Annotated in this window: 16 protein-coding genes; 6 read left to right on the top strand and 10 right to left on the bottom strand. The window is 43.7% G+C overall.

Annotation, left to right across the window (positions count from 1 at the left end; translation table 11 throughout):
• Positions 1-8: 8 nt before the first annotated feature.
• Together E0E36_RS11770 and E0E36_RS11765 are read right to left on the bottom strand one after the other, a co-directional pair.
• Positions 9-3,401 carry a SusC/RagA family TonB-linked outer membrane protein gene (locus tag E0E36_RS11770; protein WP_130856120.1) on the bottom strand — a complete coding sequence of 1,131 codons (3,393 nt, stop codon included), beginning with the start codon at positions 3,399-3,401 and terminating at the stop codon, positions 9-11.
• A 170-nt stretch (positions 3,402-3,571) separates the two neighbouring features.
• Complete coding sequence (locus E0E36_RS11765; RefSeq protein WP_130856119.1) at positions 3,572-4,642, bottom strand: FecR family protein; 1,071 nt, start codon at positions 4,640-4,642, stop codon at positions 3,572-3,574.
• Between the two features lie 793 nt (positions 4,643-5,435).
• On the opposite strand from E0E36_RS11765, the gene E0E36_RS11760 reads away from it, so the two are divergent.
• From E0E36_RS11760 to E0E36_RS11750, 3 genes are all read left to right on the top strand, one after another.
• On the top strand, positions 5,436-6,329 hold the full coding sequence (locus E0E36_RS11760) for an AraC family transcriptional regulator (RefSeq protein ID WP_130856118.1): 894 nt from the start codon (positions 5,436-5,438) through the stop codon (positions 6,327-6,329).
• A 91-nt stretch (positions 6,330-6,420) separates the two neighbouring features.
• Positions 6,421-7,764, top strand: a complete 1,344-nt coding sequence (locus tag E0E36_RS11755) for an amidohydrolase (RefSeq protein ID WP_130856117.1) — start codon at positions 6,421-6,423, stop codon at positions 7,762-7,764.
• 64 nt (positions 7,765-7,828) lie between these two features.
• Positions 7,829-8,497: an ankyrin repeat domain-containing protein gene (locus tag E0E36_RS11750; protein ID WP_130856116.1), complete on the top strand. Its 669-nt coding sequence runs from the start codon at positions 7,829-7,831 to the stop codon at positions 8,495-8,497.
• A 26-nt stretch (positions 8,498-8,523) separates the two neighbouring features.
• Here the strand turns inward: E0E36_RS11750 and E0E36_RS11745 are convergent, their stop codons facing one another.
• The 7 genes from E0E36_RS11745 to E0E36_RS11715 form a co-directional block, all read right to left on the bottom strand.
• The gene (locus E0E36_RS11745) at positions 8,524-9,123 is read right to left on the bottom strand and encodes an RNA polymerase sigma factor (protein WP_130856115.1); all 600 of its coding nucleotides are present in this window, start codon (positions 9,121-9,123) and stop codon (positions 8,524-8,526) included.
• Positions 9,124-9,301: 178 nt separating this feature from the next.
• A complete protein-coding gene (locus E0E36_RS11740) occupies positions 9,302-10,582 on the bottom strand; it encodes a purple acid phosphatase family protein (RefSeq protein ID WP_130856114.1) in 1,281 nt (426 codons plus the stop codon).
• Positions 10,583-10,730: 148 nt separating this feature from the next.
• Entirely contained in the window at positions 10,731-11,936 is a 1,206-nt protein-coding gene (locus tag E0E36_RS11735; RefSeq protein ID WP_130856113.1) for a purple acid phosphatase family protein, read from the bottom strand.
• 18 nt (positions 11,937-11,954) lie between these two features.
• Positions 11,955-13,715 carry a RagB/SusD family nutrient uptake outer membrane protein gene (locus E0E36_RS11730; RefSeq protein WP_130856112.1) on the bottom strand — a complete coding sequence of 587 codons (1,761 nt, stop codon included), beginning with the start codon at positions 13,713-13,715 and terminating at the stop codon, positions 11,955-11,957.
• Between the two features lie 10 nt (positions 13,716-13,725).
• Positions 13,726-17,103: a SusC/RagA family TonB-linked outer membrane protein gene (locus E0E36_RS11725; protein ID WP_130856111.1), complete on the bottom strand. Its 3,378-nt coding sequence runs from the start codon at positions 17,101-17,103 to the stop codon at positions 13,726-13,728.
• Positions 17,104-17,269: 166 nt separating this feature from the next.
• Positions 17,270-18,271 carry a FecR family protein gene (locus E0E36_RS11720; RefSeq protein WP_130856110.1) on the bottom strand — a complete coding sequence of 334 codons (1,002 nt, stop codon included), beginning with the start codon at positions 18,269-18,271 and terminating at the stop codon, positions 17,270-17,272.
• Between the two features lie 62 nt (positions 18,272-18,333).
• Positions 18,334-18,969, bottom strand: a complete 636-nt coding sequence (locus E0E36_RS11715) for an RNA polymerase sigma factor (RefSeq protein WP_130856109.1) — start codon at positions 18,967-18,969, stop codon at positions 18,334-18,336.
• 218 nt (positions 18,970-19,187) lie between these two features.
• Between E0E36_RS11715 and E0E36_RS11710 the strand changes: the two genes are divergently transcribed.
• Positions 19,188-20,540, top strand: a complete 1,353-nt coding sequence (locus tag E0E36_RS11710) for an amidohydrolase family protein (protein ID WP_130856108.1) — start codon at positions 19,188-19,190, stop codon at positions 20,538-20,540.
• A gap of 602 nt (positions 20,541-21,142) precedes the next feature.
• Here E0E36_RS11710 and E0E36_RS11705 read toward each other — a convergent pair.
• Positions 21,143-22,984, bottom strand: a complete 1,842-nt coding sequence (locus tag E0E36_RS11705) for a carbon starvation CstA family protein (RefSeq protein WP_130856107.1) — start codon at positions 22,982-22,984, stop codon at positions 21,143-21,145.
• 327 nt (positions 22,985-23,311) lie between these two features.
• Between E0E36_RS11705 and E0E36_RS11700 the strand changes: the two genes are divergently transcribed.
• A complete protein-coding gene (locus E0E36_RS11700; RefSeq protein WP_130856106.1) occupies positions 23,312-24,175 on the top strand; it encodes an ROK family protein in 864 nt (287 codons plus the stop codon).
• A gap of 219 nt (positions 24,176-24,394) precedes the next feature.
• On the top strand, positions 24,395-25,561 hold the full coding sequence (locus tag E0E36_RS11695; RefSeq protein ID WP_013665192.1) for a DNA-binding transcriptional regulator: 1,167 nt from the start codon (positions 24,395-24,397) through the stop codon (positions 25,559-25,561).

Below are 25,561 nucleotides of genomic sequence, written 5' to 3'. Positions count from 1 at the left end.
TGTTCAACTTAAAATTGCACATTTAGACCAAACGAATAGATTTTGTTTTGAGGATAGCCTACGAAAACACCATTTCCGCCCCGCTCCGGATCCAAACCCGGATAATCCGTAAGGGTAAACAAGTTGTCGCCCGAGAAAAACAGACGCAGCTTTCTCAAACCTATCCGTTCTACTAAATTAGCCGGGAAGGTATAACCGATCGTGATATTCTTTAACCGTAAATAAGAAGCATCCTGTAAATAATAGCTAGATGTCCGCCGCACTTTTGCCGGTGCATCAAAACCCCAATATATTCGCGGCATCGTTGTCGACGGGTTCTCCGGTGTCCACCGATTGCGCCAATAGGTTGTAGGTGGCGATCCCTGAATAAAAGGTACCGTGCCCCAATCGGCGACATAAATTTTTCTCCCCTCTACCCCTTGGAACATAAAGGAAAGATCGAAGTTCTTCCAGCTAGCGTTGCCCGTAAAGGCATATTCAAACGAGGGATATTGACCCCCGAGATAAGTCCGGTCATCATCATCGATGATACCGTCACCATTTTGATCCTTAAAGATCAAATCACCTGGCTGTGTATCGTCATTATATTGACGGGGAGATGCCTGTATTTGTTCTTCGCTTTGAAAAATGCCGATCCACTCCAACATATAAAAAGTATCCCAAGGACGACCTTCCTCCTTAATTGTATTACTGCCAATTTCACGCTGCCCGAACTTTACCAGCTTATTTCGGAAACGATCAATGTTCCCACCAAAACTATATGATAAGCCCTCTAAAGCGCCTGATTGTACGCGTCTACTATAACGCAGCGCAAGCTCAATACCCTCATTCTGCATGGTACCACTATTGATATTTGGCGCTGTAAGCCCCACTACACCGGTTAATTGGGATGGCCGAAGAATATCGGAAGTTGTTTTCCGATACCAGTCTAGGGTAAGATCCAAACCGTTTAAAACAGCCAAGTCCAAACCAATATCGGCAATTTTGGTCGTCTCCCAAGTAAGTAGCTGGTTCGCCAAGGCCGTCTGCGCCGCACCGGTGCTTAAATTGGCATTATCAAATGGATAATTGCCGGTATAATTTAAAATATCCTGGTAAGGGTATGGGTATGTTTCCTGATAAGCATATTGATAAGGCGAGCTACTCCGGATATCAATATTGATATTCTGATTTCCCAATTCCCCATAGGAGCCACGGATTTTCAGGTTATTCAACCAGCTCAAATCTGCTTGCTTCACAAAAGATTCTTCGGAAACCCGCCATGCTCCAGACACAGATGGGAAAGCCCCCCAGCGATGGTCGTTGTGCAATCGGGAGGTTCCATCATAACGCATGTTTACTTCCAATAAATAGCGTTCCTTATAATTATAGGTAAGTCGACCGAAGAATGAACGCATCGCCCACTCGTAGGTAGAACCGCTTGAATTCTGCACTGCTAACCCCCCGGCATCCAACTCCTTCAAGTCCGTACTGAAAAAGTCGCGGCGATAACCGTATAAGTATTCATGCTTATTCGCTTCCTGGCTGAAACCAAGCTGCGCCGATAATTGATGACTGCCTGCAAAAACATCGTCATACTTTAAATAAGTAAATAAGTTGGTATATCGATTTTCGCTGTTGTTAACCCCAAGTCCCTTACCACCTACATCTAAATCTGTCGCGAAATCACCTGTTTGGTAATTATACAGCGGCACTACCGGACGCCAGTCTTTCGATTTGTCAAAGTCCGCAACAATAGCCGCTTTAGAATACCAGTTCAATTTTTTACTCAACTGCACATCCAACCAACCTTGCAGATTAACGGAATAGTCACGATTCTTCCAGAATACCTCGTTCTCCACAATGGCCAACATATTTTTATTGTTGTATTCAAAATCATAGGCTTTAAATGCATAACGTCCATCCGGAAGCTTTGGCAAATACGTAGGAGCCTGTGATATGGTAGCAATAAAAGCATCTTGTGCTCCTTGACGAGGGCGGGAAACATCGCCTTGTTTTACACTTATGTTAGCCCCTATTTTAATATGGTCGTTGATAGAAGAACCAATATTAAAACGGGCATTGTACCTTTTGTATTCAAAACCCTTCATCACGCCGGGTTGATCAATATAACCCAATGATAAATTGTAGTGCGTACCACCGGTACCACCGCTGATTCCGAGATTATGTGTTTGTACAAAAGCAGGATTGAACATAATATCCAACCAATCAGCATTTGGATACTGCACCCTATCGGTTGCATTCCGATATAAATCGATCGCTTCCTGAGGATATAAGCCGGCGGTATTGCCATTATTCAATCTTGCCTCATTCCAAAGTTCCATATATTCGGCCGAGTTGGTAATGAGATCGAACAATCTTGTAGGGGTGTGCACGGCACCATTAAAGGTATAGTCGACCACAAAACCGCCGGACTGACCTGCTTTGGTGGTCACTAAAATAACCCCGTTTGCTGCTCTAGATCCGTAGATCGACGCCGAGGCAGCATCTTTCAATACCGACACGTTCTCGATATCATTGGGGTTAACGTCGTTTAAGCTTCCTTCTACCCCATCAATCAACACCAATGGGTTAGAACCTGCGCCACTGAAAGTACCCTGCCCACGAATTCGGACAGACAGCCCCTCGTTTCCGGGTTCACCCGAATTCTGTACAACACGTAGACCCGGCACCTGTCCTTGCAACATGGATGCGGCATTGGTTACCGGTCGTTTCACCAACTCTTCTCCACTCACGGTCGCTACGGCACCTGTTAAGTTCGCTTTCTTTTGGGTACCATATCCCACTACAACTACTTCATCAAGGTTAGCAGGATCCTCTATCATGACCACTTCCAAAAAGCTACGATTATTCAGCGATACTTCCTGCTCTTGGTAGCCGATATAACGAAACACCAGCGTCGCATTGCTCGGTACCGAGATGGAAAAAGTGCCGGTTTCATTCGTTGAAGTACCCTTACCCGCAGCGTTTTTCAGCAACACGGAAACGCCTCCCAAGGGCAACCCCGCCTTATCCCGTACGATTCCCTTTATGGCAAGCTGCTTTTGTCCACGTGCACGCCTTAATACCACATTATTGCCTGACGCCTCATAGCTAATACGTAAAGGATCCAACAATTCGTCCAATAATCCGCCCAAGGGCCGATCCTTAGCAATAATCGTTACAGTCTGATCGACATTAATGAGTGCCGGACTATAAATGAAGTGAATGTTGAAAGCCTGTTCAATGTCTTTTAACAAAACTTGTAAAGAGGCCTCTTTTTTTGAAAATGTAATGCGCTCATTGAGTATTCCCTGCCCATGGGTATTGGCCGCCCACGTGCTCCCCAGAAGAAATACTGCCATTAATAATTGTAATGTGCCTGTCCTCATGACAACAATAAATGTTGATTTTTTTTCCATACATTTGGTTGTTAGGTTTACTGAAAATTTAACAAATAGCCCCCAAACCACTTTGACGAGCGGTAATAAATTGATGGGCTGAAACTTACCCGCTAATGATGTTCCAGCAGCTTTAGCGGGTTTTTAGCATGCTTGGTTACGTTCTCCTGTTTATTCTGTTCATATCGGTTTTATTGTTGGTTTTTTAAAGTAAATATGACCATACCGTCTTCCAATTGATACCGCGCTTCAACAGCTTTGGCAATTAAGTCGAGCTTCTCCTGCAAAGAAACCTTTCCTAAAAAAGCCGTAATCGTTCGATTCGTCAAAACTTGGCTTTCAATCCGCACAGGCACACCATAATATTCCTGTATGATTTTAGCCACCCTATCCATTGATATATTTTGAAAATCAAAGGCTTTTTCAAAATCATCCTGCATGTGTAAAGCTTCTCGTGAAGGTATAGCAACGAGTGAATGATCCCCTTGCGTTCGCGTTTCTTCGCCCGCTTTTAATAGCAATCCATCGGATTCATCGGGTCTCGATTTAGCCCGGTGTATTCGTTCCTTGACACGGACAGAGCCGCTCGTTACTACCACATGATGGTCTGCTACGCCTGGTTTAGCATCTATGAAAAAACTCGTTCCCAAAACCACTGTGCTCAATTGATCCGTATTAACGACAAAAGGTTGCTGTTCATTTTTAGTAATATCAAAGAATGCCTCTCCCGTTAGGTACACCGCTCTTTTAACAGCAAAGGAGTCGACCTGATAGCTTAGTTGCGACTTTGGTTGCAAGATAACGGTAGACTGATCCGGAAGTTGAACCAGTAAGGCCATATCTGCCGAATTCTTCACTCGCTTTACGCCTCCATCTTTTGCAATAACCACTTCCAATTTGGTCGAACGGGTAACTAATCCCTTCCACAATATAAGTCCGGACACAAGGACGATCAGTGCCGCAGCACCCCATTTATAGAGCTTTCCTTGCAGGGCGCCTATTTTTTTCGTTGTAACATTGTCGGCATCAAAGGCTTTATCTAGAATATTTTTTTGTAAGTCGTCCGTTCCCCCGTTTATTGGCTTTATCTGCATATGCAACAACATCTGTCGCGCTTCTTCTGCAAAGGGAACAAGTGCCGGAAAAAGAACAAAAACTTCTTGCCAGTGCCGGTCGCTATCCGGCCGCGGAAACCTCACCCAGTCAGCAAAATTGTCATCAGTTAAAAAATCGACCGTTTTATAATGTCTATAATGTTGCATGTGGCGTTCAAGCGCTGTCTCTAAAACTATATAGACATCAAAAAGCAAAATCTACTCATGCTTTTGCTTTTTTTTGAATAAAAATAGTTTTGGGATGTTAATTATTAGGTATTGGTTATTAGTTGTTAGTTATTGGTTGTTAGTTGTTGGTTATTGGTTGTTAGTTGTTGGTTGTTAGTTGTTGGTTATTGGTTGTTAGTTGTTAGTTATTAGGAATTAGCTTTCGGTCAGCGATGGGTCGTACATAGCCTATGCCGGTTATAAGTGCTAAGTTATACGTAATTAAGTAAGGGCCTGTGCTATTGTAACTACTCGTTCCACTGTAATAATACATTATTAAAGCTGATAGCTGAAAGCTGACTGCTGATAGCTTTTTAGTTATAAGTGCTAAGTTATACGTTTTAAGCAGGAGCTTGTACTAGTGCTTGTGCAACTGTAATGACTTGTCCTGCTACCCATGTCCTGCTACCAGTGTCCGTTTAAGGCTTAAGAGTGCTAAGTTATACGTAATTAAGTAAGGGCCTATGCTATTGTAACTACTCGTGCCACTGTAATAATATATTATTAAAGCTGATGGCTGAAAGCTGACTGCTGATAGCTTTTTAGTTATAAGTGCTAAGTTATACGTTTTAAGCAGGAGCTTGTACTAGTGCAACTGTCTGTACACACAGGGCAATTATTATTGACAAGTGTTTACATTTTCAGGTGTCAATGAGCTTCGCTGCCGCTTCGGTTATTTACTCGAGCTCTCATCAACCAAAAGAAAATAATAGGATGAAATTAAAAAACATTCATGATTCACTATATTTACCTTATGCCTACCTATAAAGAGGATCATACAATACCCATTATCGGAATCCATGGGTTTCGAAAAGGACAGATTGCCGGTCGTGAGGAAATCATATTCAATGAACTTCATGGTAAACGGCTAATCGAGAAGCCTCATAAACACGACTTTTTTATTATCATCCTCTTTGATCAAGCACAGGGAACACACAATATTGATTCGATAGATTATCAAATCGGCAACCATCAAATACACGTTTTATTTCCGGGCCAGATGCATAAATGGGATATCGAAACAGGAACCACCGGATATCAACTGATGATCGAACGTTCATTTTTCGAGCAATTTGCTCCCTATTTCAGGTTTTCCTTTACCAACTACCAAAATCACCCTGTTATTCAATTGACTGATGAGGCCTTCCAATTATTATTATATGAGTTTGATGCTATCAAGCATGAATTAAAGAATGATCGTTCACTCGTACATCTGATCAGCGCTCGCGCTGCAGTCATTGCCGCAATTGTTAGTAGAGAAGCAGAAGGCACGTTCACCGAGTTCAAGGTTTATCAATCCAATCCCCGGCTAGCTAAATTCAACACCTTAATAGATGAATTTTTCAAAGAGCAGAAGCTAGTGACTTTCTATGCAGAACAGCTACATATTTCACCCAATTATCTGAATATCCTTTGTAAAAAAAATCTAAAAGTTTCAGCAACACAGCTCATACAGCAACGAGTATGTATCGAAGCAAAAAGAATGCTACAAAGCACAAGCCTTTCCATTAAAGAAATTGCTTTCGAACTGGGTTTCGTAGATCACGCTTATTTCTCCAACTTTTTTAAAACCCAAACAGGAATAACGCCTTCGGCTTTTCGCGAAATAGATAAATCCCACAAGTAATAGCAGAAATCCTTCACACCTTATAAAAAGTAGGCATCGTACCTTTGTCATTAGGTATCGTATAATTTGAACGTGAACAAACAATAAAAAGATGAATCATTCAATGCTATCACGTAAAGAATTCCTTAAAAACGCAACCATAGGATTTGCAGGCTTATCACTCACGCCAGGTGTGGTCAATGCACAGGTTAGCAAAGGAGCAGCGGAGAGAAAAGAGGAAAAATTAATGGAGGCCGGTAATTACACGCTGAAGAATGTTCGCTTAGAAACTGGTTTCGAGTACGAAGACGGCGAAGTGGTTGCCACCAAAACAGCGCTTTTTTCCATTGAAGTAGCAAATAGAAAAATCAGAAAAATTAGTCCTAATCAGTCCACTGCGGAGGCAATTGATGCCAAAGGCCTACTTATGCTCCCTTCCTTTAGGGACATGCACATTCATCTTGATAAAACTTTCTACGGAGAAAACTGGCAGGCAGTAAGAAAAAGGACCGGGGGCGTAAAAGGAATGATTGCCCTTGAGCAGAAAATATTGCCCGAAATGTTGAAAAATTCAACTTACAAAGCAGAAAAACTTATTGAACTTCTTCAATCGAAGGGAACATCCTTTGCAAGAAGCCATGTCAATATCGAACCAACGTCGAAGCTAGATTCCTTAAAGCATCTTCAAAACGCATTAGAAAACAAAAAAAATGGTTTCGGAGCCGAGCTGGTCGCATTTCCCCAACACGGCGTTTTTTATACCGATACCGTTCCCTACTTGAAAGAAGCAGCTAAAACCGATATAGATTTTATTGGCGGACTGGATCCTTATTCAATCGATGGCGCAATCGAAAAGACAATAGATTTTACCGTACAACTTGCGCTCGACCACAACAAAGGCATCGATACACACCTACACGAATCCGGAGAATCTGGATTGAGAACAGTAGAATACCTCATCGATAGGGTAATCGAAAATCCGAGGCTAAAAGAAAAAACTTACCTGAGTCATTGTTTCGTTCTTGGAAAGCTAGATGCTAGCAAACAGGAAGAAATCGCTGAAAGGCTTGGTGCCGCTGTAATAGGCGTTGTTTCTACGATACCTTTCGGAGGACTGATCATGCCGATTCCCCTCTTACTAAAGCACAAGGTGAAAATCATGACCGGGAATGATAGCGTTATCGATCACTGGAACACTTTCGGAACGGGAAGCGTACTGCAAAAAGCGAATCTAGCTGCACAATTGTACGGATACACCACCGAATTTGACTTATCGAGAATCTTAAAGCTGGCAACCGCCGGTCCGCTTCCCTTGAACGATCAAGGGGTACAACAATGGCCAAAAGTGGGTGATGATGCTAATATAGTTTTCATCGAGGCCAGCTGTTCTGCTGAAGCTGTTTCGCGGGTTTCACCTGTTAAATCACTCATCTATCAAGGCAATATTGTCTTTTAAATTGAAAATTTCCAGCACTTGACAAAAGTGCTGAGGAGACCGATCATTCAAAACTAATTGAATTATGAAAACAATATTTTTTGTAATGATGCTCATAACGACTGTTACCTCATGTAATTTAACGATGCCGGAAAGTACAAAAAAGATCTTGAACAATCAGGACATTCTAAACCTAGTAGAAAAAAACGATATACAAGGCGTTTCTAAAGCACTGCAAAACGGAGCGGATGTAAACACAAGAGATAAGAGCAAACGATCACTGCTCTTGATCGCGACAATCAACCATCAAACTGAGCTGGCTAAACTGCTGGTAACGCATGGAGCGGACGTCAATCTACAAGCAGATAACCAAGACAGCCCTTTTCTTTATGCCGGTGCCAGTGGACAAACCGAGCTGGTACAGTTATTTCTGAATCACGGAGCGCGTTTCGATATCTTCAATCGTTATCAAGGAACGGCGCTTATTCCCGCTTGTGAGCGCGGGCATATCGAAACCGTTCAACTATTAGCTAACACCAAAGGATTCCCGATAGATCATGTCAATCGCTTGGGATGGACCGCCCTGATGGAAGCCGTACTGCTAGGTGACGGAAGCGAAAAATACCAACGGATCGTACAGATCCTGAAAGACGCAGGTGCCAAGCTAGATATTCCCGATCATCAAGGTGTAACACCGCTTCAGCATGCACAAACCAAAGGATTTAAAGAAATTGTCAAGATCTTGCAACCTTAGTTATTTGTCGATACAGGCTTGCTCCTTTAGCTAAAGGACAACAATACGAAAAAGAAACACCAGTAAGCAATCAGTGTTTCATAGTCCACTTTTTTCTTGAGCGCAACCAGTGCCCCGCGCAAAAGATTGTAAACCGATTGATGATTTAGATTCATCATTTCAGCAATTTTTTGTTGTCGGAGGCCTTCATAAAACCGTAAATAAAGAATTTCCCGCTGACGAGGTGAAAGCTGATCGATATAGGACTTCAAACGCTTTCGAACAGCGGGGGGCGTCGCAGTCTGTTCGTCCAGTTCGATAAAGAAGTCGGGAAATTGATACTCAGACTCCTGAAGCTGCTCTTTCATTTGCCACTTCGGAAGTTCACGGCCTATTTTATTTCGAACAGCCTTCATCAGGTAAAATTTCAAAGAAACCGGCTGCTGCAAGTATTGCCTTCGCCTCCATATAAAAAGAAACACCTCTTGTACGCAGTCCTTTACTAATTCCTCATCTGTGCACAAGCGCATGCCATAATCGTAAAGAGTGTCTGTATAACGCCTCACTAGGGCAGTGAAAGCCCCTTGTTGCCCATCAACCAGTCCATCCCACATAGACCGATCATCCCATGCCGATTGCTCTCTCATAATTGGTTATTTGATTCCGATTCGTTAGTTTTCCATCGAAGATGTTACAAAACTAATTATACCGGGAGAGAAAAAATTACAAGATATAACCTAATCTATCAGCAATTTTAGCATTTTATGAACCGTCTACCTATATTCCGAATGATTCTGGAACATTTTCATCACCAATCGGAGTCTATCAATCCGGGCGCATCCGCTCGATATAGGTAGCGGGTTGATTACGCGAGCCTTTCTTCAGTTCGAAAGTGTCAAAAAGTTCACCTGATGCCTTATAGGCTTTATAGATTAATCGATCGTGATCAACATGAATGACCTGAAATAACTGTGTATGAGATGCCAGCTTATCAGCCCATTGGTTATCCGAGCCCATCTCATACATTTTTGGCCCCGCCACGGACACCAAATACATAGGGCCACCGGCACTTTTTTTCGACTTTCCGACTGGCAAATTTCTACCACGCCCATAGGTATGATCATGCCCTTGCATCAATATATCAACATGGTATTTCTCAAATAATGGCTGAAACAATTCTCGGAACTCCTTATTATCTCTTCCTTTCGCTGTCGAGTAAATCGGATGATGAAAAGTCAAGAATGTCCACCGCTGCGGATTATTCTTCAAAACCTGTTCCAGCCAATCGAATTGTTTTCTACGCGCAAGACTGTCCAGTACAATCATTTGCGAATTCAGCGAAATCAAGCGAACATTGGCGTAATCTACGTAGTAAACACTTTCCTGCATTCCTTCCGGCCCATTCGTAGGTAAAGTGTACTGTGCTTTCCAATGTGGATCCAACCTTAACATTTGCTGTTCATCACGCTTATACTCATGATTACCCGGTGTCGGCACACTCGGTATCATACCATTGATGAACCCACCGCCGAAATGCCATTCACCCCATTGCTCATCGTTGTTCGACCGATTGATCAAATCGCCTGCATGTACAATAAACCGCGCATCGCCTTCGGTAGCAAATGCCTTTCGAATTACTCTAGACCATTTGGATTTAATATCATTCTGCGCATCACCCAAGTAGATAAAAGAGAAAGCCTCTTCTTTCGCAGGAGCGGTTTTAAATTGAAACCATTCGCTCCATAAAGTATCACTTCCCACACGATAAGCATAGAGCGTACTTGGTTTGAGGTCACGAAATGTCACTCGATGATAATGTGCAGCCGCATATTCCTTATCCATCAGACTGTTCGTTGTTGCTTGGAGTTGACGTGCTTTGGGTGGTTCGAGTCCTGGAGCACTCATTTCCTCGGCAATTTCCGCCCAACCGGTAACTATTGAAGTATCCGTACGCCAGGTAACAGACTGTGTGGTAGTCGGATCCTCGGCCCAAGTCAATATGACGCGGTCCGGGTACACCGTTGGTTTAAATAGCTGTGCCTGTACCTTGCCCGTTACAAAAAAGAAAAGACAGCAGTAGCAAAAGAATTTGATGTGTGCGCTCATAAATGTAAGCTGAATAAAATCAGGTTGCAATGCAAATATACCGGTCGTAATATTAAGCAAGTATTAAGTTATCAGACCGATTCCCACGAAAAAGCCTTGGCTCTTAAGCCAAGGCTTTTTAATTTACTCGAGCTTATCCCCTATGTGATTATTTTCTCTTACGTGCCACCAAGCGGTAGATTCCTACTTCAGTTCCCGTATCAGCTAGCATGGAAAGATTCAATTCTCTTTCGTTGGCCTTTAGTTTTATCAATGTACGATTTCCTTCTTTTGGGCCCCCTCCAATGATAATGGGATAACTGTGACCTTCCTGCGGTTTGTGTACACCGTAGCGATGGGTATGTCCTGAAATAACCATATCAACTCCGTACTTTTCAAACAGCGGCGAGAAGAGCTTCCGACAATGCATAGTTCCATGCCAGTCGCCTGAATGGAAAGGAGGAATATGCATTAGTACCACGCGAAAGGCAGCTTCCTTTGCACTTTTGCTTTGTAACTCGGTTTCCAGCCAGCGTGCTTCCTCTTCCCTAAAGACATCAAAAGCGGCCAACCCGTCGTATTCCACATCGTCGTCTACCTTGTCTTCCCCCGTATCCAAAGCAATAAAATGCACCGGTCCACGGGTAAAAGAAAAATAAGGCTGATTATTTATATTTTCAAAGTAATCAGCCAGATGGTAAGCAAACTTTCCACGCGTCTCATGGTTTCCACGAACAAATAAAAAAGGCTTTTCTGACGCAAATATTTCCGTACACGGCTGAATCAGGTGATCAATCAGTTGTTGTTCACTTTCCTGATAGTCGAACATGTCTCCATTCAAAAAAACAAAATCAAAAGGATCCGTGCCATTTAACTTCATGAGCTGACCAAAAGAAAGAGGCCGATCGTGAATATCGTTAAAGATCAGCATGGAGACTTCCCTATTGGAAGGATCGGGTGTAGTAAACTGATAAAAGTCGCTAAAGATCGTTTCCCCGAATGTTTTCTCATAAGGTTTAAACATCTGTATCTCGCGCGAACACACGCGATAACGATAAGTAACGCCAGGTTTTAAATTCCGGAGCGTAATTCGATGCATGGTATTGTTCGCAACCACCAAACCCAATACGACAGCCTGCGCTTTTCGCTGCTCGCCACCTTTTACTTCCTGAAATTCTACCCAACTATGGCTCGGTTTAGCTGTTATCCAGCAGATGGTCATCGCATTCGCCATTGGGTTTTGCAGGTACGGCTTCGTAAGAAACACATGGTTTGCCTGAGATTCTGCACCGATCCAGGCCGGAGCAATAAACCCTATCGCACTACTTTTAGAAATCACCGATACAAAAGCCCTTCTATTTAATTTTGTTGTCATGCCAGTCATTCTTTAGGATTAAAAATTAGGATTTTGCTGTAATTTAGGATTCTTTTGTATTTCCCCAATGGGAATAGGCGCAAAATAGCCCTTTACATTAAATTGGCGCGGTGCCACATCAATTATTTTGTATTGATAGGTGTAAGTCTTCCGGTCTGCATTGAGCTTCGCCAAGATATCTATTCCTTTTGCCGGTACGTTCATTAAACTTTCAGCAATCAACCAGCGTCGCATATCGAAGTAACGATGCCCTTCGAAAGCCAGTTCATACTTACGCTCATAACGATACAGATCGACCAAAGCCTGTCCACTGACCGTTGAGGTCGGCATGCCGGCACGTGTTCTTACCGTATTGATTGCTTCCCGGGCCTCTGATTCCCTACCTAAAGCGAGCGCGGCTTCGGCATAATTCAACAAGATTTCGGCATAGCGAAAAATGATCCAAGGCTGCTCTCCGCGAAAAAATTGACCATCTACATTGATATCCAGAAATTTTCGGGTATAGTAGCCCGTGATGGAAGCATTCCAATTCTCAATCGGACTATAACGGGTGTCCACGCCCCATACTTCCTCAATTTTATTGGTGGAGGCATTATATACTTCCTTACGCCCCGTTTGAATCACATTGTCGGGATCCAGCGCCGCCGCGTCTGTGGGCCGCTGTCGCCATTTGGCACCATTATATAAAATAGACGCATAAAATCGCGGATCACGACCTACATATGGATTTGCTGCATCCTCCGGATTATTCCAATCAAAAGGAGAGCCATCCCGTTTTTGATAACCCGAAACAAAGTTCTCTATCGGCAGGTTGCCACCCCAGTTATGATAACCATTTGGTCCGTTCCATAAATCCACGGATGTACCTTTCAATTCTTTGTTATGCAGAATGGCAAAAATGATCTCCGGATTATGATTGTCTAAAAATACTCGTCCGTAATTTTCGGTAGCAGAATCTGTAGGTTGGTATAAACGATGCGGCCCTGGGTTATCCAACAGATCTTTGGCCGCCTCATAAGCTCGCTGCCACCGTTCCTGCCGGTTACCACCTACATAGCCTACCAAAGCATTGCTGTTTGCAGCTTTATTATATAGATCACTCGCTGCATATAAAAGGATGCGCGATTTAGCCGCCATGGCGGAAAACTTGGTAGCCCGTCCCTTATGATCCGCCCCGTAACTTTCCGGCAATAACGCAATCGCTTGATCGCAATCAGCCACAATTTGCTCAACGCAGTCTTCAAAAGAACTACGCTCTACAAACATTTCCTCACCACTGTCCAAGCCGAAAGATTTAGTAATCAACGGTACCCCGCCAAAATGACTTACCAAATTTAGGTAAAAATAGGCGCGCAAAAAATAAGTTTCTCCTAACAAACGATTTTTCATCGCTTCGTCGGTAAACGGCACACGATCCATATTTTCAAAAAGGAGGTTACAATTCCGGATCGCCTTATAGTACGGTTCCCATCGTCCGAACTGGGTTAAGGTTCCCATATTTTCCGGTGTAAAAGTCCCTTTTAAAACGACGTCCGTGCCCTTATCACGTAGGTACATCCCTTCATCCGTAATGGCGGTATGCATCACCTTCCAACTATCAATAAAGGGGTCCCACACGTCCACATATAATTCATTTACATACGATTGTACCAAGGCAGGATCCTTCCATACGTCCGCATCGGAAATGGAATCCATGGGTTTCCGATCCAAAAAATCGTCCTTACAGGCACCGAATACCAAAAGGAAAAAAAGTACCGCAATATTATATCTTTTATTCATGATTTAGCTTTTAGAAAGTGATATTAGCACCTATATTATAGATCTTGATTTGGGGATAATAATGAGCTTGATTTCCATTATCCTCTCTGTCATGGATTTCAGGATCAAAAATCTTCATTTTATCCCAAGTAAACAGGTTTTGTCCACTGAGATAAAAGCGTAAACCTTTCAGCTTGATTTTTTCGATCACGTGTGCCGGAAGGGAATAACCAACCTGTAAGGTCTTCAGACGAACATAATCGGTATCCCATAACCAATGGGAATTGCCCTGCGTAATCCAATACTCACGCGTATCGTATACACGAGGAACATTCGTGTTCGGATTATCCGGTGTCCAGCGATTTTCTACAAAAGCAAGGGGAAAATTCCCGATCAGGCCCGACTCGGTTCGCACATATTGCGAGCCTCCGGTAGCGCCCTGAAAAAGCGCCGAAAGATCAAAGTTTTTGTATTGCAAATTAATATTCAATCCGAAATTCCACTCGGGGAAAGAAGGTTCAAAACGGATACGATCCAACGCATCTATTTTGCCATCTCGGTTAAAGTCCTCAAAGATCACATCTCCCGGGCGAGCACCTGACCAATGAGGATAATTTTCCAGCTCCTCTTCATTTTTGAATACCCCGATGGCATGGTAATAGAGCCCGGATCCAATGCGAGAACCGGTATATTGTTGGTATGCCGGGATATTTTGGGATTCATCCCAAAACAGAATCTTGTTGCGCGCAAAGGAAACGGTGCCACTGATGTCCATTCGTAAATTCCCGAAGGTATTCCGATGGCTTAATACCGCGTCAAAACCTTGGTTACGAACTTTTCCTAAATTCTCGTCAGGTAAGGAAAACCCTGCATACTGTGGTATTGACTGCGCACGCTGAATAAGAATTTTATCACGATCTGCACGGAAATAATCGAATTCCAGTCCGAAACGACCATTCCATAATTGAGCTTCCAAACCGACGTTTAAGGTATTGGCTACCTCCCAGGTAATATTGGGATTAGCCACTCTCACTGGATAAATTGCGGGATTGAAGGTTAGGTTATCTCCGAAAATTGCTCCCTGGAGAACACTATTTTTCTCAAAACCATAATTACTTAAGAACTGGAAATTATCGATTTTATCATTTCCCATTTGCCCATAAGAGGCCCTTAATTTCATGAAATTGACTGTTTTCGCATATTTGGTCCAAAAAGATTCATTGGATAAGACCCAACCGGCTGACACCCCGGGAAAGAAACCATAACGTTTCCCCGCGGGAAAGTTCTGCGAACCATCTACCCGAAAATTAAGGTCGAGTAAATAGGTATCATTGTATTGATAGGATACTCTACCAAAATAATTTCTTCGGGCAAATTCATAGCCATACCCTTCCACCCTGCGCATGTCCTGACCTCCCGCAAAAAGTTGGTCAACCACCGGGGATATAAAGTCCCGACGATAGCCCAGAATGTTGGTTCCCTTATCCACATTTTGCTCATATGCCACAAAGCTATTCAGACTATGCTTGCCGAAAGAGCGTACATAGTTGATCTTTGTATTAAAAAGAACCTGCTGATTCTGATCGTAACGTTCGGTCAGTTCCGGCGAATTAACACCCCGTTGGGCGGCGACCAACTTCGGCTCGTTATTTTCGTCAAAACCGCCAAAGGAATACAAGGTCCAAGGCTTTACAAAATTTTTGCGGTGCAGCACCTCTACACTCGCTGCATAGGTTCCATCCACAAATAAGCCTTCAACTCCCGGAATCTTGATTTTATAACCAATAATCGCATTCCCGAGGTTAATCACATGGTGGTTATACCCAGCTTCCTCTGTGGATGTCACTACGGGGTTATTACCCCCTTCAATATCCGGCCCGGGGAGGCCGTTTGGCCAAATGGCTGTTTCCGTTGGTCGACCACGTTGAATAAACCGGAAAATATCGCCCGCTCCGCGCGGCGCATAATTTCGGTTCGTATGCCGACCCTGCAAATCAAAGCTCAATTGTATATATTCATTGACCTTTGCATCCAAATTAACCCGTAAGTTTTGTTGCTTATAATTGGTTGCACTATTCCTGTACACGGCATCTTCATATTGGGAGCCCAATGAAACAAAGTACTTGATATTCTCCGATCCCCCGCGCAACCCTAAATTATGTCGATTCTGTAAGGAAAGCGGTTTAATAACCGCATCGATCCAATCCGTGTTCGGATGGGTATAAGGTGAAGAACCATCGGCAAATTCCTGGATATCTTCTGCCGAAAATTTAATAGGCTGCCCCGCATATTCAAGAATCTCATTGGTCAGTTGCGCGTATAACGGAGCATCAGCCATTTTGGGCATTCTCGTTGGAGTCACAAAACCCTGGTTAAAGCTATAATCGAGCGTCGGCTTTCCGTCAATTCCACGTTTCGTTTTTACTAGGATAACACCGTTCGCTGCTCTGGCACCATAAATCGAAGCGGAGGCATCTTTTAATACCGATACCGTTTCAATGTCATTCGGGTCCAATTTGTCAAGTCCTCCCAATAAACTCGGTACTCCGTCGACAACTAATAGCGGGCTATTATCGCCCAGCGTACTTTGTCCGCGTATAAACAGTTGCGCTCCGCCAGAACCCGGTTCGCCAGTCTTTTCCAGTCCGGTAATCCCCGCTACACGTCCTGCCAGCGTATTGGCTACATGGGTCGTAGGCGCCTTATTGATCTCTTTCCCCGAAACCGTTGCAACCGCTCCCGTTACTGTGGCTTTCTTTTGTACACCATAGCCAACCACTACTACTTCACTCAAAGCGGCACCTTCTTCATGCAATTGCACATCGATCGTTTGCTTTCCTTCTACCGGCACTTCCAATTGTCGATAGCCCACATAAGAGAACAAGAGTACATCACCCTTAGCGGCCTGAATACGATAATGCCCTTGACTATCGGTATTCGCACCCTTGCCACCGCCTTTCACCAGCACACTGGCTCCCGGTAAGGCGTTTCCCAAGGAGTCGGTTACACGACCGCTTACCAGCAGTTGTTTTATCGCATCACTCTTAGCCTTCACATTGTTGAGCGACACGGCGATGGTATGGTTAATTTGTCGGAAAGACAATCCGGTTTGGGTCGCAAGCTCCACCAAAATATCCGATACCGCATAAGTTCCGGAGATTGAAACCGGACTTTTATAACTATCCAAGGCTTTTGGATATAAGAATTTATAGTTTATTTTCGACTCCAACACTTCGAGCACTTGCTTAACGGTTGCCTGTTTCATATCCAAGTGAACGGTCAGCGTTGCGAGTCCCTGTGCTTTTCCTGTAGTGGCAAAAGAACAGGATAAGCTTATTATAAGAAACGCAATAATGGTTGCGATACGCATAACTATCCTAATTACTACTTGTTGTAGTATTAATTTCATAATTTTGAGTGTTTAATGAATATTGAGTTCGTTAATCCGTAGCAGCTTTTCTTACCGGCCAAAGTATTGTTAAGCTGCCGTCGGCGGGAACATTATCCGATGTTCCCGCTTCTTTATGTATTTTATGCTATGTCGGTTTCATTTTATTATTTTTGAGGTTGATCAATTAAGGACACTTTCCGTCTGTAATGACGATTTCATTTCCGTTAGTTGTATACCGCAGCTTCAAGACAAAAGCCAACGAGTTTAACACATTATATAAACCGGTATTGGTATGCTCCCCGGCTATCACGCAATTCTTTAATTTTTCTTTATCAATACGGATCGTTACACCATACCAGCGCTCCATTTCGCGTGTCGCCTGCCAAAGGGTTTTATTATTTAAGTTGAGCACCCCATTTCGCCAGCTCGCGCTTACCGAGGCGTCTACGGCTTTCACCGCCGATAAACCCATTCCTTCCAAGTACTCAACTTGTTGATTCGGTGCCAATACCCGCTCCTCCTTTTCACCGGCTACTTTCACTTTGCCCGACTGTACAGTAACCACCAAAGGCTCATGCTCAAAAACTTTCATATTAAAAGCGGTTCCCAATACTTGCGTAACTAGCCTTGAGGATTCCACGTAAAAGGGTCTTTGGTTATCTTCTTGTATCTCAAAAAAAGCCTCTCCTATTAACTTGACTAAACGAACGGAATCATCAAATTGCTCCGGATATACCAATTTACTGCCTGCGTTTAACCACACCCACGAACTATCGGGCAAACGCAGCTTGGTGCGGGTACGGGCGGGATTCGTTATTGTCTTCCATACCAATGTCTTTGCGGATTCCGAAGACAAGGCTTCTCTCTTGTTCAAATAATTTAGCAAGACCACACTTCCAACAAGCAATAAAGTGATGATGGCTGCCACCTTCCAGAAGGACAAGCTCCTCGATTTGCTTGCCGCCACGGTACTGATGGATTGTTCTCGCAGGTGCTGCAACACATCCTCTAAACGAGCTACTTGCTCGTCATCCAAACGATCCATATATTGCCCCAGCTCTTCGAAAAAAGCCTGAGATTCTTCCGCTGAAAGGTTATCAAACCAATTAATCAATTCCAACCGCTCTTCCTCCAGCAAGGTGCCGGCTAAGAGTTTATGGATATATCGGTGTGTCGTATACTTCATGTCTTTATGATAAAGTGTATACGAACAAGGAGCTCACATCCCCCTCTCCCTTTAAATTTTTTTTATTTCCCTAGAAAAAGACCGACCACGAAAAGGTAAGCTAAGTCAGTATACTCGCGTAGGTAGCGCTTTAAGAATGCATTTGTTCTTGCCATATGACGTTCGATGGCTTTAGGTGTAGTATTTTCAAGCTGAGCGATTTCTTTATAGCTCAACTGTTGTTCGCGGCTGAGCCGGAAAATTTGCTGCTTTTCCTCCGGCAATAACTGTAAGGCTTCTTGCAATTTATCGTTCAGTTCCTTATGATAAAGGTTTTCAAGCACCGTTTCCTCCAAGCATGGTTCCGTAGCCCTTTCCTGATTCCAAACCTGTTGAAGTTGTTGTTTTCGTTTTAGGTCGATAAAAAGGTGGTGAGCTATCTTGCGCAGGTAAGCCTGTAGTGATTTGGATGGATCGATCGACTCGCGCTTTTCCCAAAGCCGTACAAATGCATCCTGACAAATGTCCTCCGCCAACTGAAAATCAGTCGAAAGCAATTTAAGCTGAACCAGTAGCCTCAGGTAAAATCGATCATAGAACAACTGAAAAGCACGCGTATCTCCCTGCCGAATAGCATCCGCTAAGGCCGTGTCAGAAGGGCCGGCTTTGCAACCAACGCCTTCAGCATGCTGAGTTTCGCTTAGCTTTTCGATATCCATATCAACAGGCAAAATGAGCCAAAAAAGATGTCTTTTATATTAAATTAATATTAAAAATGCTTTTGGGTTTATACTCGGCTTTGCATAAATTTATGCATAGACACGGATTGAGGCAAACATAGGCAATCCCTGCACGTTATGCAAGTGGTACGATGTGTGATTTGCCCCGCACGTTAAAAAAACAAATTGCTAACTTTAAACGCCCAATATAGACAGCTATGGACAAATTATTGCTATTCCTTTTGCTTTTATTCTTCCTTGCCTGCTCTTCCTCTCGCCAAGAAGCTGACACCGCTGATGACACAAAAATAATATTAAAAGATGCCTTGGTAATTGATGGAACCGGTGCGGCCCCCCGTCAAGCCGATATAGCCATTTTCAATGGCCTCATTGCTGCGATTGATTCCCAATTAGATACAAGCGATGCAAAAGTGATCAATCTCGCTGGAAAAACAGTTCTTCCTGCTTTTATCAGTGCACATGTACATATCGGCACCTTGAAAGGAACATCAGCCAGTGCGGAAAATTTTACACGGGGAAACATACTGCGCCAGTTGCGAAAATATCAACAATATGGCATCTTACAGGTCCTTTCTATGGGCACCGACCGACCGTTGTTATTTGAAAATCAACTATACGATTCGCTCAAAAATGGGCAATTGGACGGCGCGCGACTGTTTTCAGCGGGCATTGGTTTCAATGTTCCGGGAGCGGTACCCACCGGTTCGCCCATGGATCTACTCTATCGGCCAACAAACGCTTCAGAAGTACCTGCCTTGATGGACCAATTAATGCAATATAAACCTCAAGCTGTCAAAATATGGGTAGACGATTTCGGTGGTACCGCAAAAAAAATGGACCGCTCTATATACCAAGCCATCATCCAAGAAGCTCATAAGCACAGTATTCCCGTAGTAGCGCATGTGTACAACCTGGAGGACGCCCGTCAACTCGTTGCCGATGGTGTCGACGTGCTTGGCCATAGCATTCGCGATCAATTAGTGGATGACGATTTATTAACCCAAATGAAAACCAATCGAGTGGCCTATATTCCAACACTCACGCTCGATGAGTTTGCTATCGCCTATGCCTCGGATCCCGAATGGATGAACGATCCATTCTTTAAACAGGCATTGGAACCGGGTGTCTACGAAATGCTCAGTGCCCCCGATTACCAAAGCCAGGTAAAAAAAGATCCACAATACGAAAGAAAAGTCTTGGCCCTCAAAAATGCGCTGGCGAACGTATTGCGCATGGCAAAAGCAGGCATACTGGTGGGATTAGGCACCGATTCCGGTGCCTCGCCGACCCGTGTACAAGGTTATGCTGAACATCGCGAACTGGAACTGCTTGTACGCGCGGGCTTAACACCCTTAGAAGCCATTTCCATTGCCACGCAAAATGCCGCTAAAATCCTCCACATCGACAAGCAATATGGCACCATCGAAAAAGGCAAAGTGGCCGATTTACTTATTTTAGAGGCAAACCCATTAACGGATATCAGAAACACCCATCAAATTGATGGGGTAATGAAGGCAGGGCAATGGATGCCTAGGGAAGTAGTTGAATAGTTGAGTCGTTAAGAAGTAGTTAAATAGTTGAGCCGTTAAATAGTTGAGTAGTTAAATAGTTGAGTCGCTAAGAATAAGTTGAATAGTTGAGTAGTTAAATGGTTGAGTCGCTAAGAAGTAGTTGAATGGTTGAGTCGTTAAATGGTTGCAGTAGCAGCTGTATTCGGTGACGCCTACAGCTTATAGCTTATGGCCTATAGCTTAATAGTCAATGTCATAATGAAAAGGGCTAGCGCGACTGAAAGCTGAAAGCTGACCTCTGATAGCCGATCAGCAGCAGTATTCGGTAACGCCTACAGCTTATGGCTTATAGCTTATGGCCTATAGCTTAATAGCCAATGTGATAATGAGAAGGGCTAGTGCGACTGATAGCTGATCACTGAAAGCTCGTTAAGACCCTAACTTAAAACCTATAACGTAGAACTTATAACTGGATAGGCCATGTGCGGTTGAAAGCTGACGCTGACCTCTGACAGCCGATCAGCAGCAGTATTCGGTAACGCCTACGGCTTAGCGCCTATAGCTTACAGCCTTATTAGTTGCACTGGCAATAGCAAAAGCCCTAACTTAAAACTTATAACTTAAAACTTATAACGTAGAACTTATCGCTCCACAAGCTCCTTTACCTGCTCGCCGTAATAGTCTGTCTGATGGCTATTCAATTGCAGCAATTGATACCATTTCCGGAAGGCTCCTATAAATACCACAAGCATAAGCAGCATCGCCAGCGTCGCCAATCCGGCCAGCAAGTATTCTCCATGAGGAAGATAGATATCAACGATTTGCAGATAGCCTGCCCAAAAAGTGATAAAAGCCATAAAAACACCGGGTACGGCCGCACAGACTGCATGTTTTCCGCGATTTAAACGGATCAGCATCGTCGTACACACAATCAAGCCACAAGCAGCCAAAAGTTGGTTGCTGATACCGAACAAAGGCCAAATACTGCTTACATTGCCGGTATAAACGAGATAACCCCAAGCGAAAGTAAAAAGCAAACTACTGATCACAATTCCCGGTATCCAGTTCTTATCATTGAACTTCGGCCATACAGCGCCCAGCATCTCTTGCAAGAAGAAGCGACCCACACGCGTACCGGCATCAATAGCGGTTAAAATAAAAACCGCCTCAAACATAATAGCAAAATTATACCAATAGGCCATAAGGGTGTCCATCCCCGGGATCTTATTAAAGATATGCGCCATACCCACGGCAAGAGAAACGGCACCTCCTGTTCTACCGTGAAGATCTACCCCAATCTTTTCCGAAAAGTAATCGATATCGACCCCATGTAAGGCAGGATGGGCGGCTAAAAAGGCGTCGTATCCTTCTTTCGGCGTATTGATAGCAAAATAATCCCCGGGCATCAACGTACAGGCGGCAATCAGCGCCATCAGCGCTACGAAACCTTCCACCAACATGGCACCGTATCCTACAAAAAGAATTTCGCGTTCATGGGCAATCATTTTGGGGGTTGTCCCCGTCGCGATTACCGCATGAAAACCCGATATAGCCCCGCAGGCAATCACAATGAAAATAAAAGGAAGTACCGGTCCTCCAATAACCGGCCCACCTCCATGGATGAAAGAAGTAAGTGCCGGCATTTCTAAAGTGGGATGGATGAAAATAACCCCAATGGCTAACATCACAATGGTACCTATCTTGAGATAAGTCGAGAGATAATCTCGCGGTACTAAAAGTAGCCATACCGGTAATACCGATGCGATAAAACCATAAGCAGGTATGGCAATGGAAATGGTGCCAATGTCCCAGCTGAATAGCTTATTGATCGCTTCATGCTGCATCAAGCTATGACCGCCAATAATTCCGGCAATCAATAGCACGCCCCCTAGCATGCTCGCAAATAAGACACTGTTTGCTTTATAGCGCATGATCAAACCCATGATAATCGCGATGGGCATCGTAATCAATACCGTAAAGAGCGACCACGAGGCTTCGTGCATCGCGTTAATACAAGCCAAAGACAGTCCTGCCAATGTTAAAATAAGAATAAACAAGATGGCAAAGCCCGCTACTGTCCCCGTAATCTTACCAATTTCTTTGGACGCAATGGTGGCCAGGCTCTGCCCTTTATGGCGTACCGATGCAAAAAGTACGACCATATCATGCACGCCACCCCCCAGCACACAACCAATAAGTATCCAAAGCGTCCCGGGCAAATAGCCGAACTGCGCAGCCAAAACCGGCCCAACCAACGGCCCCGCTGCAGCAATCGCCGCAAAGTGATGCCCAAAGAGGACATTCTTATTGGTTGCTACATAATCTTTGCCGTCTGCAAATTCAATCGCCGGTGTAACATGCTGATTATTGAGTTTCAAGGTTTTGTTTGCCAGGTAAATGCCATAAAAACGATAGGCTATGGCAAATAAGAGAATAGACGTAAAAACGAGGGTGAGTGCATTAATACCGTTTAGCGATTCCATCGATTGGTCATATTTGGGTTTACAATAACGAGATACACAAACATAAGTAAAATACGCGAGATTACGGCGGCCTCAACCGCTAACAGCAAGCAGGCTTAAACATGCCATTTCCCGGTACGTACAACTATTTCTTAACCTATCCGTAAAGTTAACATCATGTCAATGGGCTTTCTTTGTTCGAACAATCTAATCGATCCAATGATCAAGCGAAAGTGCCAACGGCATAACCACGCTAAGGGATAAATTTATAGGTATTGAATAGTACATTTTGAAGATGCGCCCGTATTATAAAGGTATGAACAAAAACCTTTGTAACTCAGCGAAAAAATGGTAATAGGTGTAGATATAGGAGGCACTAATATTCGTGCCGGATTGATAGAAAATGGTGTTGTTATTCATCAAAATCAATGCGCACTGCAAAACAAGGATTCAATGGATGCTACGCTCTACCAACTTATAGAAACAATTAAACCACTAACCACCCAAGCCGTTGAAGGAATCGGGATTGGCGTTCCATCAGTCGTGGATATTGAACAGGGCGTGGTATATGATGTAGCGAATATTCCTGCTTGGAAAAGGCTTGAATTGAAACGAATTGTACAGGAACGGCTTCACCTGCCCGTGAAGATAAATAACGACGTGAATTGCTTTACCTTAGGCGAATATCACTATGGTGTAGCAAAGGGGATAGGATCGCTTATTGGCGTTACAATCGGAACGGGTATGGGGGCAGGGCTGATACTCAATCATCAGCTTTATATGGGCCATAATTGCGGGGCCGGCGAAATCGGACTCTTACCGTACCTGAATAAAACACTGGAAGAATATGTAGGCAGTCAGTTTTTTATGGATCGTATGCAAAAAAGTGCAGAAGAGATCGCAAAAGAAGCTATTGGAGGTGATCATGAGGCAATAAGGCTTTGGGAAGAGTTTGGCCTTCACGTTGGCGAGGCACTGAAAATAATGCTTTACGCCTACGATCCCGAAGTGGTCGTATTAGGCGGGTCCATCTCCAAGGCCTACCCTCTTTTTAAGAAAAGCATGGAAGAGTCAATGAGGTCTTTTGCTTATTCCAACACCTTACAAAAGGTGCGCGTGTTGGCTTCCGAGCATTCGCATATTGCACTTTTGGGCGCAGCCTCCTTAATCCAATTTGATATGAATGTACTTGCAAAGGGAACTAGGATTTAATGGGAGATACATAAATGTAATAATTTTTAGGTCTAACAATTTGCGGGAAAAAGATCGGTGTTGGCCATTTATGTTTAACTTTATTGTACGTATTGCGTATCGGGATTTATAAGCTTTTAATCGAAATACATGCAAATGAATCCTACCGATATAAACCTGATTCAATAAATAACATAAGAGGTGATGCATAGATGGCAAAGAACTAATTTTTAAATAGCGATGGTTTACAAAGTGATTCTGCTCCTCGATTTTGCCGAAGAATACAGCAAGAGCCTGTTGAAAGGTATAAAGGCTTATGCTAAAGAGTCCGGAAAATGGCTGTTTTGCTCCATGCCTTTGTTTCATCGGGAAACTTTGGGCATGTCAGGGATTTTGCGGTGGGCAAAAGAGTGGGGAGCGCACGGAATCATTGGTCAGCTATACAATGATCCGGAAATCGACCGGTTACTGGATGCCAATATTAAAGTTATCGCGCAGGATTTTAAGGAGCGTTTTCATAACATTCCCAATATCACCGGAGGCTATTTTGAAGCAGGTGCCATGGCCGCAGAATATTTCTTAAAAAAGGGCTTTACCCACTTTGCTTTTTATGGGTTCAAAGATATTGTCTGGTCGCGAGAACGGGCTACAGGATTTGAACAGCGATTGGCATATGCGGGATTTTCGGTACACTATTTTGAACATACCGGGCCTACTGCCGATGAATTATGGTACTACCGCCCCAGCGCGTTGAGTCGGTGGCTCAAATCGCTACCGAAACCGATTGCTTTGATGGCCTGCGATGATAATCAGGGACAACATATTACGGAAGCATGTCGGTTATCCCATATCCGTATTCCCGAAGATATTGCCGTATTAGGGGTTGACAACGACGAAATGATCTGTGAACTCTCCGATCCGCCCTTATCAAGTATTTCACTAAATGCAGAGAAGGGCGGGTATCAAGCGGCACATAGGATGGAACAAATGATCCTGACAGACACCTATAATGGTGAAGATATTTATGTCGGACCACTGCAGATTATTACTCGCCAATCCACCGATATTTATGCAACTAACGACATCCAAGTGGCGGCTTCTTTAAAGTATATCCATCATAATATTGAGAAAAACCTGTGTGTACAAGATGTATTAAAGGTGATTCCTTTATCCAGGCGTGTATTGGAGAAACGATTTTTGGAATGTACGGGAATGCCTATCTACAAGTATATTTCGACCTTAAGGATGGAAAAATTTGCCGAAAAAATCCTACAAACAGATCATGCAATTTATGAGATTGCGCTCGATTTGGGTTACGAGGACAGCAAAAATGTAGCACGCCAGTTTAAACAGATCTATGGTTGCAGCCCTTTCGTCTTTCGTAAGAGACAACAGCTAAGGAGGTAA

It is taken from the genome of Olivibacter jilunii, assembly GCF_900607235.1.
In the GTDB taxonomy this organism is placed as follows: domain Bacteria; phylum Bacteroidota; class Bacteroidia; order Sphingobacteriales; family Sphingobacteriaceae; genus Olivibacter; species Olivibacter oleidegradans.
This window is presented reverse-complemented; position numbering and strand designations above follow the sequence as displayed.

What these genes read in the sequence shown, in the direction of transcription:
- E0E36_RS11770 (WP_130856120.1), bottom strand. Translation starts at nt 3,401, where the DNA reads ATGGAAAAAAAATCAACATTTATTGTTGTCATGAGGACAGGCACATTA.
- E0E36_RS11765 (WP_130856119.1), bottom strand. Translation starts at nt 4,642, where the DNA reads ATGCAACATTATAGACATTATAAAACGGTCGATTTTTTAACTGATGAC.
- E0E36_RS11760 (WP_130856118.1), top strand. Translation starts at nt 5,436, where the DNA reads ATGATTCACTATATTTACCTTATGCCTACCTATAAAGAGGATCATACA.
- E0E36_RS11755 (WP_130856117.1), top strand. Translation starts at nt 6,421, where the DNA reads ATGAATCATTCAATGCTATCACGTAAAGAATTCCTTAAAAACGCAACC.
- E0E36_RS11750 (WP_130856116.1), top strand. Translation starts at nt 7,829, where the DNA reads ATGAAAACAATATTTTTTGTAATGATGCTCATAACGACTGTTACCTCA.
- E0E36_RS11745 (WP_130856115.1), bottom strand. Translation starts at nt 9,123, where the DNA reads ATGAGAGAGCAATCGGCATGGGATGATCGGTCTATGTGGGATGGACTG.
- E0E36_RS11740 (WP_130856114.1), bottom strand. Translation starts at nt 10,582, where the DNA reads ATGAGCGCACACATCAAATTCTTTTGCTACTGCTGTCTTTTCTTTTTT.
- E0E36_RS11735 (WP_130856113.1), bottom strand. Translation starts at nt 11,936, where the DNA reads ATGACAACAAAATTAAATAGAAGGGCTTTTGTATCGGTGATTTCTAAA.
- E0E36_RS11730 (WP_130856112.1), bottom strand. Translation starts at nt 13,715, where the DNA reads ATGAATAAAAGATATAATATTGCGGTACTTTTTTTCCTTTTGGTATTC.
- E0E36_RS11725 (WP_130856111.1), bottom strand. Translation starts at nt 17,103, where the DNA reads ATGAAATTAATACTACAACAAGTAGTAATTAGGATAGTTATGCGTATC.
- E0E36_RS11720 (WP_130856110.1), bottom strand. Translation starts at nt 18,271, where the DNA reads ATGAAGTATACGACACACCGATATATCCATAAACTCTTAGCCGGCACC.
- E0E36_RS11715 (WP_130856109.1), bottom strand. Translation starts at nt 18,969, where the DNA reads ATGGATATCGAAAAGCTAAGCGAAACTCAGCATGCTGAAGGCGTTGGT.
- E0E36_RS11710 (WP_130856108.1), top strand. Translation starts at nt 19,188, where the DNA reads ATGGACAAATTATTGCTATTCCTTTTGCTTTTATTCTTCCTTGCCTGC.
- E0E36_RS11705 (WP_130856107.1), bottom strand. Translation starts at nt 22,984, where the DNA reads ATGGAATCGCTAAACGGTATTAATGCACTCACCCTCGTTTTTACGTCT.
- E0E36_RS11700 (WP_130856106.1), top strand. Translation starts at nt 23,312, where the DNA reads ATGGTAATAGGTGTAGATATAGGAGGCACTAATATTCGTGCCGGATTG.
- E0E36_RS11695 (WP_013665192.1), top strand. Translation starts at nt 24,395, where the DNA reads ATGGTTTACAAAGTGATTCTGCTCCTCGATTTTGCCGAAGAATACAGC.